This is a genomic window from Tenacibaculum litopenaei (assembly GCF_964514025.1).
GTDB lineage: Bacteria > Bacteroidota > Bacteroidia > Flavobacteriales > Flavobacteriaceae > Polaribacter > Polaribacter litopenaei.
Genome location: NZ_CAZEQT010000001.1, coordinates 198,529 through 210,043 on the forward strand (window position 1 = coordinate 198,529; position 11,515 = coordinate 210,043).

Genomic DNA, 11,515 nt, shown 5'->3' on the forward strand with positions numbered 1-11,515 from the left:
AAATCAATTTACAGGCTTTTAAAAAGGGATATATACTTCTACTAATTATTAATAATCCATGATAAGTAATACAATTGACCGATTTGGCCAGCTCCCGGAGCTACGAAATATTCTTTTCCGAATAAGTTAGTACCTCCCATTTTGAATCGCGACTTCATAGACGGGATTCGGTAGTTTAATTGAGCATCAATTACGGTTCTCGCTGCAACATTTCCTTTTACGAAAGGAGAAATCCAACGATACGCATCTGTCCAACGTGCATTAATGTTAAATCCGAAATTGTTAAACAAACGCTCGTTTCCGAATTGAAGTTTTGCTGAGTGCTTAGGAGTGTTGAAGTTCGGGTCAAATAATCCGAAATCTTTATCTTCTCCCATTTTATAGTCGATAAAGTTATAGTTTGCACCCAATTCAAAGTTTTTAAATACTTTGGTGTGTAATCCGATAGAGAATCCATAAGAGTCTACTTCTGATCTACTGTTGGTTACTAAGTTAAATTCACGAACGTGTGCGTTGCGGAATGCTAACTGAGCATCTGCGTCTAATTGTCCTGTTCCTAAAATAGTTCCGTAGTTAGGTACTACTAAATCCTGAACAAAAACGAAGTTTCTGTGCTGGCTATAGTAAGCATTTACGTCAATATCCAAGTTGTTTTGGTTGTTCAAACGTAAAATACTACGGTATCCTAATTCTAAAGTCTTCACTTCTTCTGGTTGAATCTCTGTATAAGCAGATTTTAAATAACGTGGTCCTGTAAATGTATTGTCATATACAGATCTTGTCAATACCGAGTTGTTTAAAATTTCATCACCTGTAGTATTGGTGATAATAGTTCCGATTCCAGGGAATACGTTGAAGTTGGTGAAATTAATTCTTCTCAAGTTGTCCGCAGTTGAACCTACCATTGTTTTAACAGAGGTATTTAAGAAAAAGTACTGCTCCTGAATAGTTGGGTTACGGAAACCTGTTTGGTACGAAGCTCTAAGGATGTGTCCTTTGTTAGCTCCTAACGCGTAGTTTACTGCAAAACGAGGTGAGTAATTCGCTTTAAAGTTTTCAGATTTATCATAACGTAACGAAGCGGTTAACTTTAAACGCTCGTCGAATAATTTTTTCTGAATTTGTGAATAAATACCGAACTCCTCTACTTCAATTTCTTCATTAGCATCGTTAAAGATGGTTCCTTTAGAGTCTGGATTATACTGTCTGTAAGATCCTCCAACTTGAACATCTGCCCAATCGTTTAACAAGCTTCTAAAGTTGTAATTACCATCCGCGTGGATGTATGCACTACGGTCGTAGATAGCAGAACCATTTGGATCTGTAATTAAAGTAGAAGTTACTCTATCAAAGGCTTGGTTAAATGCAGGAGTTCCTGGTTGTAACCTGTTTCTATCTGCAAAGTTTCTCGCTAGTTCTAAAGCGTTCGGGCTAGAGATGTTTGCTACTAAGGCATTGAAGTAGTCTCTTCCCCAATTTTGGAAAGAAGTTCCTGCTTCGTTCATCACGATTCCTGTTTTTGTTAAATCGTATGAGTTACCAGCGTCATTTCTTGTATAGTATCCACGAACGTAGAAGTTATCACCCTTTACTTCTAATTTAGACTGTCCAATATAGTAATCGCGTTGTGCGAATCTACTAGATCCTTGGAAAATATTATCTCCGATAGCCAAACGCGTTGCTAATTGAATTTCTAATGACTCATCACCGTAAGGACGGTAGTGAAGCGAGGTAGAGAATTTTAAGTTTTTCGTTTTTGTATCGCGAAGTAATTGTTGCTCAGTATACCCTGTTCTTCTCAGTAAGATTCCAGGACGTACATTACCGAAAAATGATAAGTCAGCAAACAATTCATCACCGTAAGTGTTAACTCCGTCGTAATCTGTTACGCTGTTTAAGCTACCATCAATTAAGTTGGCAGAATCAATTTCGCGGTTTCTCATATCAGTTGCATGCCATTCTTCAGCCTCGAAATACGAGTAGTTCACCTTAGCAGCGAAGTAATCGCTAAAACGGTATGCCATACGGATTTGAGCATCGTAAAACGGATTAGTTCCTGCAGCTTTTTGCGATAATACCCCTCCTTTTAACAATACGCTAATTCCAGTAAAGTCGAAAGGATTTTTAGTATTCAATAACATAATACCGTTATAGGCGTTGGCTCCATATAAGGCAGAAGAGGCTCCTGGTAAGACTTCCACACTGTGGATGTCTAATTCAGAAACTCCTGATAGGTTTCCTGCACTGAAGTTTAAGGCCGGTGCGGCAGTATCCATACCATCTACTAACTGTACAAAACGAGCATTGCTAAAGTCAGAGAATCCACGTGTGTTGATCGATTTAAAACCGTAGTTTCCTTCACGAGAATCGATTCCCTTTAAGTTAGTTAAGCCGTCGTAGAATGAGTTAGACGTGTTTTTACGAATATCTCCTAAACCTAAACGCTCAATAGTTACAGGCGATTCGATAATTCGTTCCGGAACTCTCGATGCTGAAATAACTACTTGGTCAAGTAGGATGTTTTCTTTTAGTACCACGTTGATTTGTTGGTCAACACTAGTAACTTCAACCAATTCAGTTTTGTATCCGAAAGCAGATACTCTGATGGTTTGGGGTAGGGCGTCCTTAATAACCAAGGTAAATTCACCATCGACATTCGATAAGGCAAAATTACTCCCCTGTGTTATTTTGGCACTGTAAAAAGGCTCGAGGTACTCATCATAGATCAGTCCACTAATTTTTACCTGTGCGAAACTCGAAAGCGCGCACAATGTAAAAACAATCATTACGAATTGCTTTTTTAACATGTTGTTGAGTTTAATATTAAATATAAGGGTGTGATTATTGTTCTAAAGAGAAGTTAATCGGGAATCCGTATTTTACAGAAACCGATCGACCGTCTTTTCTCGCAGGTTTAAAGTGAGGTAATTTACTAACTACTCTACGTGCTTCTTCTTTTAAAAGTTCACCGTTTTGAGGACCTAACGTTTTGATGTTTCTTACGTATCCATTTTTGTCAATGATAAAACGTACCCATACTTCTCCTTCGATTTGGTTTCGAACCGCTTCACTTGGATAACGGAAGTACTTTTGGATGTGTTTAATCATTTCCATGTTAAAACAGTCCATGCGATCTTCAGCTTTAGAACTCGTACAAGAGGTAAACGCTGGAATTTTTTCCACTTCCATAAAGCGAGAGGCCTTACGTACTTCTTCTTTTGATAAACGTTCTTTAATACTTGCTAAACCGCTTTTGTAGTCAGTTTCTTTTTTCGTTTCAATTTTCGGTGCTTTTTCAATCGCAGCAATGCTGTTGTCAGTGTTAAGTGCACTTACACCAGCAGTATTAATCGCTCCTACGGAAGAAGCCGTTTGTTTTTTTATAATCTCTCTCTTCTTGAGGAAGCGTTTACGAGCAGAAATCTTTACCGTAATCTGACGTGATTTTTTGTCCTTTGAGTTTTTGGCAGGCTTAATGCTACACTTCGTAATACTGTTTAAGTCTGGGGCATCTTCGTTCGGAGTTTCACACACTTCTTGCGCAATTACAGCAAATGTGTTCACTACCAATAGTACTAAAAATAAGTATTTTTTCATCATAAGGGGTAACTCTTTTTTTTTATCTCTTTGTCTTTTAGTAGTTTATAGTTTGGTAGTTAGGGGTGCAAAATTATAAAAAAAAGTCCTTACTCTTAACTTATTTTAACATTTTTTAACTTTTATTCTCATTTTAGAATCAATTGAAATAAAAAAAAAGAGAGAACTTTCAAGTTCTCTCTTTTAAGTTAACGTTAAGAAACGTTGTTATTAATCGTTGATGGTCCATGATATATAGTACAGAGAACCTACTTTACCTGATCCAGGAGCTACAAAGTACTCTTGTCCAGTGAGGTTAGTTCCACCAATCTTGAATCTCGATTTAATAGCAGGCAATCGGTAGTTTACTTGTGCATCGAGTATGAGTCTCGAATCGATAGTTCCGTTTAAGAAACTCGATTCCCACAAGTAATCGCTTTGCCAGCGCGTATTCACATTGAATCCGATGTTTTTAAATAGGTTCGGATTCCCAAACATAAATTTAACTTGGTGCTCAGGTGTGTTGAATCCCGGTGAGAAATTAGGGTCACTGGCACGGTTAAAATCCATTTTTGAGTAGGTGTAGTTCAATCCGACATTAAACGAGCTAAATACTTTGGTATTAGCACCAATTCCAACACCGTATGAGTTGATATCGGCCAAAGAGTTGGTATTTAAGGTGATTTCAGTAAAATCTCCACTAGCCAATGCCGCTGTAGCTGATGCATCAGGTTGTCCTGCAGGTGTAAGTCCACCGTAGTTTGGTACAATAACGTTCTTGAAAGCTACAAAATCATTGTATTGATTGTAGTAGGCATTGATGTCAAGCTCTAAAATATTGTCTGATGACAGTCCGACGATACTTCTATATCCTATCTCGTATGAAGTTACAGTTTCTGGTTTAATCGGAGCAACTTCAGCGCGAACAGGAGCCCCATTTCTCACAGATGTGGCTAGGAAAGCTCTGCTGAAAGCATCTCTACCAGTAATACTACTAGTACTACCGTTTCTGTTGGTGGCATTTACTACAAAGCGATCTAAGTTTTCATCAGCAGTTCCTAAAATATAGCTGTTAGGCCCAGTTCTTAATCCGAAATATTGCTCTAAGATACTAGGGTTACGGAAACCGGTTTGATACGATGCACGTAAAATGTGGTCGTTACTTTCGTCTAGGGCGTAGTTAATGGCAATCCTAGGTGAGAAGTTTCCGCTAAAGTTTTTCGACTTATCATAACGAACAGATCCAGTAAATTTTAAGCGATCTTCTAAGAATTTCTTTTGAAGTTGCGCGTAGATACCGAACATGTCGAAGTTAATTTTGCTGTCTTTATCTGTGAATAAGGTTCCGTTTGAGTTTACGATGTGTTTGCGATACGATCCACCCACTTGGATTTCACCAAATTTGATTAAGTCTTTAAAGTTGTAATTGGCATCGGCATGGTAAAAAGAAGTTTGGTCTTTTAGTCCAGCTCCACCTTCTGTAATAGGTGCGTCAATAATTCTGTTTAAGGCAGCCTCATATGCAGGCGTTCCTGGTTGCAGTCGGTTGTTATCGGCGGTAGTACGTGCCACTCCGTGGTTTCCTCCCGATGCAATGAAAGCGGCGAGGTATTCACCAAACCATTGGTTACTGGGCTTACTCGCCTCGTTAAGAGCGATTCCAACGAAACGTAAATCGTGCGATCGTCCAGAGTCATTTCCTGTGTAATATCCGCGTAAAAAGAAGTTTTTACCGATAAATTCAATTCTGTATTGTTGTACTAGGTAGTCTTTTTGAGAAAATCTATTGGTTCCTTGATAGATGTTGTTACCTCTTGAAAAACGAGAGTTTAACACAATTTCAAAATCTTCAGTTCCCCAAGGTCTGTAATGCAAAGAGGCATCGAATTTTAAGTTGTTACCGTCGTAATTAACCATATCGCGCTCTTCGTATCCCGTTCTACTGATGTTTGCATTTGGTAAGGTGGCAATTACAGCGGCTGGAAGTCCGGCGGCTTGCGCAACCTGACGCAGACCAACAGTAAACTCATCTCCATATACATTAACACCGTCATAATCGGTATTACTATTGCGATCACCAGCGATGATTTCACCTCCTACTCCTGAGGTATTTGCTATGTTCGTAGCATGCCATTCTTCTGCGTCGAAGTAGGTGAAGTTTGCTTTTGCAGCAAGTTTGTCACTGAACTTGTGTGCCATACGGATTCCGACGTCGTAAAAAGCTTCGGTATCGGTTGCCTGCTGGCTAATATACCCCGTTTTGATATAGGTACTGATACCGTCGTAATCAAATGGATTTTTACTTCTCATTAACAAAATACCGTTAAAGGCGTTGGCTCCATATAATGCTGAAGAGGCCCCTGGCAGAACTTCTACATCTTTTACATCCAATTCTGAAAGACCTACAATGTTACCTGCAGAGAAGTTTAAGGCAGGAATAGAAGTTTCAACTCCGTCTACAAGTTGCACAAATCGGGTGTTGTCGAACGTAGAAAATCCACGTGAGTTGATTGATTTAAATCCGTAGTTCGCTTCTCTCGATTCAATTCCTTTTAGGTTGGTTAAGCCATCGTAAAAAGAAACGGAGGTGTTTCGTTTGATGTCAGCAATTCCCATACGCTCGATGGTCACTGGTGATTCAATAACTCGTTCTGGAGATCGCGATGCTGAAATTACAACTTCATCCAAAGCGATGTTCTCTTTAAGGATGACATTGATTTCGTCGTTGTTTTGCGAAATTTGAACTTCTTCTGTTCTGTAACCAACGGCCAATACTTGTACCGTAAAGGGCGGTGTCAGTGAGGTTTTTAAAGTAAAGCTTCCGTCTGCTCCGGAAACAACTTGTTCGTTAGTGGTTTTGATAACGGCGTTCGAAAACGGCTCTAGATACTCGTCGTAAATAGTACCCGTAATGGTTGTTTGTGCGTAAATTACCGCACTTGCCATTATAAAAATAAAGGCTAGTACTTTTTTGTGCATAAGCTTGGGGTAATGGTTAGGTATTTTTGGTTTGTTGTCAGATTACTCTTCTAGGGCAAACGTGATGGGGAAACCGTATTTTACAGCAACGCGTTTTCCATCTTTTCTCGCTGGCTTAAATTGTGGTAGGTTGTACACTACTCGCTTCGCTTCAGCATTCAAGATATCACCACCTTTAGGTCCTAAGGCCTTGATATTTCTTACATCACCATTTTTATCAATGATAAAACGCACCCATACTTCTCCCTGCAAAGATTCTTTGACCGCTTTACTTGGATAACGGAAGTATTTTTGTATGTGTTTAATCATTTCTTCATTGAAACAATTTGCGCGTTCCTCAGTACTTCCAGCACCACAGGCTTTGAAAGCAGGAATTTTGTCAACAGCACTGAACTTTGAAGCTGCACGCACTTCTTCAGCTGATAACTTCTTTTTTAAGTCTTCGATATTAGTTTTAAGAGTAAGGGAGTTGTTTAACCCAGAACTGGTAGAGCTGTTTTGCACTCCTGAAGAGCTCAAAGAACCTACAGAGGCTACACTCTTCTTTTTTGTCAGTTCTCGTTTTTTGAGATAACGTTTACTCACGGATACCTTCACCGTAATTTGTCTCGATTTTTTGTCCTTCCCTTTAGAAGGTTTAATACTACACTTGGTAATACTATTTAAATCATTGTTAGCCTCATCGGGGTTCTCGCATACTTCTTGAGCACGGAGTGAAGTGGTTAGGAATAAGGCACATACTGCACTTAGAAATACTGCTTTCTTCATACACAGGTGTTTAAAAAATTACACAATAAACAAACATCGGTTGGTTAGTCGTTGTAAAATTGTATTCTTAACAGGCAAATCTACTAAAAAATCTGCACGACCCGCTTGAAAAACAGTTAAATCTCTTTTTAAGAAATTGTTAATCAGTTTAATTTTGCAAATTAAAACTAATTGGAAAGGTGTAATTTACATTTACATGAGCGTCGTTTTGCTTTCCAGGAATGAATTTCGGTAGCAGGCTGATAACGCGTTGAGCTTCTTTTTTGAGGTCTTCGCTTCCTTCTGGTCCTGAGGTTGTTATTCCTTTAACGTCACCGTTTTTGGTGATGACAAAACTTACCCACACATCTCCTTCAATTCTTTCTTTTACGGCTTTCTTAGGGTATACAATATTGTTTATGAGATGCTGTTGCATTTCGTAATTAAAGCAGTCTACATCGTCATACGAACTAGTGTCACAATTCGGAAAACTCGGTATGATTTCAACGGTATCAAAGGCTATTTGATCGTTAATTTCAAGTTCTTCTATGGCGTTGTTAATCGCGTTTAACTGCTTTTTAATATTTTTCATTCGCAAGCGTTCTATGCTATCACTCGTCCGTAGCTTCGAAATTTCTGCTGCCTGAATTTTGCTGGCAGTCTGAACTTCTTTGTTTAAGGCAGCTCGCCTTTTTTGGTGACTACGAGAAATGACAACAACCTTGGCATCTTTCTCTGCGTTCGTCCCATTGGCATTAGCTACGACGGTGCATTTAGCGATACTTGCAATATCGTTTAGATTTTCTTTTTTTTCTTCGTTGTCCTTACATACTTCCTGTGCAAGAATCGAAGGTGTAATAATACTGGCGAGTAAAAATAGAGTTAGGTTTCTCATAACGACTATTGTTTACTTTCCTAGGGAAACTTAAATTTCAAAGTAGCAAATCTCAATGAAGTTTACGGATATCTTATGCGTGCATAAGAAGGGGGATGAAAAAAAAGTTTCTTACTAAGAAATGTTAGGTTATACAATAAGTTTTGAAAAGGTAACGTCTGGTTGGGTTACTCGATTGGTTGAGCAAAGGGCTCTTTTTTGGGGTAGGGTTTTAGTTATTTTCATTTTAGGGGGAATTAAAATATTAATAATCAATACCTAATAAAAATTAGGTTGGGGATTTAAAGGTAAGAAAAAAATGTTAAAATCCGAAACAAATATTTTCTTACCTGTTTATTTTCTGTTATTTATCGTATTCGTAGTAGAGAAAATCGTTGTATGGGAAGCGTTGAATATGTATTTTTTTCACCTCTTCGTATACCTTGTCTTTAAAAGCTTCAAGATTTCCTTTGTTGATTGCCGAAATGAAGATGCTTTGTTTGGTTTCATCATTCATCCAGGTTTTTTTCCAATCGTCCAATGTGTAGTGCTCTTTGGTTTTTTCTGTCACCAAGTCATCCTCTTCAATCGATTTATGGGTATAGGCATCGATTTTGTTGAAAACCATGATGGTCGGTTTGTCGGCACTGTCAATTTCGTCTAAAATCTTATTTACTGAGTTGATGTGATCCTCGAAATTGGGGTGAGAGATGTCAACTACATGAAGTAATAAATCCGCTTCTCGCACCTCGTCTAGTGTAGATTTGAATGATTCTACTAGTTGCGTAGGCAGTTTTCTGATAAATCCTACAGTATCCGTCATCAAAAAAGGGATGTTTTTGATAACTACTTTACGTACGGTAGTGTCAAGGGTAGCAAACAACTTATTCTCAGCAAAAACCTCACTTTTACTTACGACATTCATCAGGGTTGACTTTCCGACATTGGTATACCCTACCAAGGCGGCGCGTACCATTTTACCTCTGTTTTTACGCTGAACGGCCATCTGTTTGTCAATGGTTTCTAGCTTTTTCTTGAGTAAGGTAATCTTGTCTCGGATAATACGTCGATCGGTTTCAATCTCTGTCTCTCCCGGTCCACGCATACCAATTCCTCCTTTTTGCTTGTCGAGGTGGGTCCACATTCGAGTCAAACGAGGAAGTAAGTATTGGTATTGTGCTAATTCTACCTGTGCTTTTGCCGAGCTAGTTTGCGCTCTTGAGGCAAAAATGTCCAAAATAAGGTTCGTTCGGTCAAGAATTTTACAATCGAGTAGGCGCTCAATATTGCGAAGTTGCGCGGGTGATAATTCATCATCGAAAATCGCAGTTCCGATGTTGTGTGTTTCTATATACGCTTTAACATCGTCTAATTTACCGGTTCCTAAAAAGGTTTTCGGATTGGGCTTGTCCAGTTTTTGTACAAAACGCTTTACGGCAACTCCTCCTGCCGTTGCAGTTAAAAATTCCAATTCGTCTAAATACTCTTCTGACTGCTTTTCGTCTTGATGCTGTGTAATAATTCCAATTAAAACAGCTTTCTCTGATATGGCCTGTCTCGTTTCAATCATAGGTGCAAAAGTACGAATTAATCCATGGATTTTGCAGTTTTTGTTTGCTGAGACCTCCAGGCGATAAAAAAGAAAACCCCGCCGAGGCGAGGTCAAAATTACACACAACTAAAAGTTACCCTTTAACGATCTTTAAAGGCATCTTAAATATTTGTACAGAAGTATTTGCACTGGTCGCTACACGCTTGTAGTTTAGTTTACTTTTGATGTAGTTACAGATCTCTGGATTGCTGCAATCGATGTCGAGGATCACAACTTCTCCTTTTTTGGTTACAAGAAATTCAATGGTGGTCTGAACGTCTGTTTGAATGTTAAATTTTGCTTTTTTTAAAAGTTTTACAATGTTAGTTCTAATTTCTTTTTTTACTGGATTTTCATTGGCCATTAAAGAAGTGGAACTCAAGATAAGTGCGGTGATGATTACTACTAACTTTCTCATTTTTTTCTGATTTTTTATAGGATTAAAAGTTTGGTTTTTTGTTTTTTAATTACATGGTAAAAATACTGTTAATGAGGTGTTTGTGTGTTTTTTATGTGGTTATATAAATATTTTTTTTGTGTTAGGACTAGGTTTCTTTTTAGCAGTTTTTACGCTTTGGTAATATTGGTTAGTTTTTAATGTTTTTGGTCTTTTTTTTAGGATTATAGTGTTTGTTTGAGGAAACATTTAATAGTTTACTGTAAAATGATGTCTATCCCTATAAAAAATTGAATAGCGAGTGTTAGTGTTTTGTTTAGAATGCTCGTACATTGCAGCTGTAATTTGTTAGAAGTATCGATAATAATGTCTAGAAGTAAATGGAATGACACCATAAGTATAGGGTTGTATAATGTTGAGAATCTTTTTGATACGGTAAAAGATCCTTATACAAAGGACGATGAGTTTACCCCAAAGGGAAGTCGAAATTGGAATAAGAAAAAGTATTACCACAAGCTAAAGAAAATAAGCCGCGTGCTGTCCATGCTAGGGAAAGAAGCTTCTCATCAACCTGCCGCACTGATCGGTTTGGTAGAAGTGGAAAACGAACGCGTGCTCGCGGATTTGGTAAGGCAAAAGAATTTGCTCGCGTCGAATTACGGTTTTATTCATTTTGAATCTGCCGATGTTCGAGGGATCGATGTTGCCCTATTGTATCAACGCGATGCCTTTCAGGTGCTGCAAGCTGAAGCCGTACCTAAAGACATCACCACACCAGAGGGAGAAGTGGTGAGAACTCGTGATATTTTAGTGGTTAAAGGAATTTTGGAAGGTGATCTTATCAATGTTATTGTTACGCATTGGCCTTCGCGTAGAGAGGGGGTTGAAGCGAGTGAGTACAAACGTATGGCTGCGGCAAACTCCGTGCGTGAAGTAATTGAGGAACTGCGAGCTACCGATAAGGTTCCTGCAAAGTTTATCGTGATGGGAGATTTTAATGACGATCCCGCCGATAAGAGCTTGCAAGCGCTATTATGCGATGATTTTTACAATGCGACCGCTCCTTTGCACACTCCCGATCAAGGGAGTTTGGTACACGATAAAGCGTGGCATTTGTTTGATCAAATTATCATCTCAAGGAATTTTTTTGACGAGGATAGTAGTCTGAGTTTTGAACGAGCGCAGTTATTTATAAAACCTTGGTTACAGGTGTACCACGGTAAGCTAAAAGGAAGCCCGTATAGAACCTTTATCGGTCCTTGGTATGAAGGAGGCTATTCCGATCATTTTCCGGTGTTGGCTCATTTTAAAAAGAAAAAAGCTTCTAGGTAACTAGAAGCTTTTTTTATTT

The 11,515-nt window shown here is 38.6% G+C and carries 8 protein-coding genes; 1 reads left to right on the forward strand and 7 read right to left on the reverse strand.

All coding sequences use genetic code 11. The features are described 5' to 3' along the window. Positions 1–41: 41 nt before the first annotated feature. The 7 genes from ACKTS5_RS00815 to ACKTS5_RS00845 all read right to left on the reverse strand — a co-directional run bounded on the left by ACKTS5_RS00815 (position 42) and on the right by ACKTS5_RS00845 (position 10,185). Entirely contained in the window at positions 42–2,807 is a 2,766-nt protein-coding gene (locus tag ACKTS5_RS00815) for a TonB-dependent receptor (protein WP_408041924.1), read from the reverse strand. 34 nt (positions 2,808–2,841) lie between these two features. Further along, positions 2,842–3,600: an energy transducer TonB gene (locus ACKTS5_RS00820; RefSeq protein ID WP_408041925.1), complete on the reverse strand. Its 759-nt coding sequence runs from the start codon at positions 3,598–3,600 to the stop codon at positions 2,842–2,844. A gap of 207 nt (positions 3,601–3,807) precedes the next feature. Continuing rightward, a complete protein-coding gene (locus tag ACKTS5_RS00825; RefSeq protein ID WP_408041926.1) occupies positions 3,808–6,555 on the reverse strand; it encodes a TonB-dependent receptor in 2,748 nt (915 codons plus the stop codon). A gap of 42 nt (positions 6,556–6,597) precedes the next feature. Continuing rightward, positions 6,598–7,323, reverse strand: a complete 726-nt coding sequence (locus ACKTS5_RS00830; protein ID WP_408041927.1) for an energy transducer TonB — start codon at positions 7,321–7,323, stop codon at positions 6,598–6,600. Positions 7,324–7,471: 148 nt separating this feature from the next. Then, positions 7,472–8,197, reverse strand: coding sequence for an energy transducer TonB (locus tag ACKTS5_RS00835; RefSeq protein WP_408041928.1), 726 nt, complete (start codon positions 8,195–8,197; stop codon positions 7,472–7,474). A 343-nt stretch (positions 8,198–8,540) separates the two neighbouring features. After that, positions 8,541–9,746, reverse strand: a complete 1,206-nt coding sequence (gene hflX / locus ACKTS5_RS00840) for a GTPase HflX (RefSeq protein ID WP_408041929.1) — start codon at positions 9,744–9,746, stop codon at positions 8,541–8,543. 115 nt (positions 9,747–9,861) lie between these two features. Next, the gene (locus tag ACKTS5_RS00845) at positions 9,862–10,185 is read right to left on the reverse strand and encodes a hypothetical protein (protein ID WP_408041930.1); all 324 of its coding nucleotides are present in this window, start codon (positions 10,183–10,185) and stop codon (positions 9,862–9,864) included. A 345-nt stretch (positions 10,186–10,530) separates the two neighbouring features. Between ACKTS5_RS00845 and ACKTS5_RS00850 the strand changes: the two genes are divergently transcribed. Next, positions 10,531–11,496: an endonuclease/exonuclease/phosphatase family protein gene (locus ACKTS5_RS00850; RefSeq protein WP_408041931.1), complete on the forward strand. Its 966-nt coding sequence runs from the start codon at positions 10,531–10,533 to the stop codon at positions 11,494–11,496. Positions 11,497–11,515 lie beyond the last annotated feature (19 nt).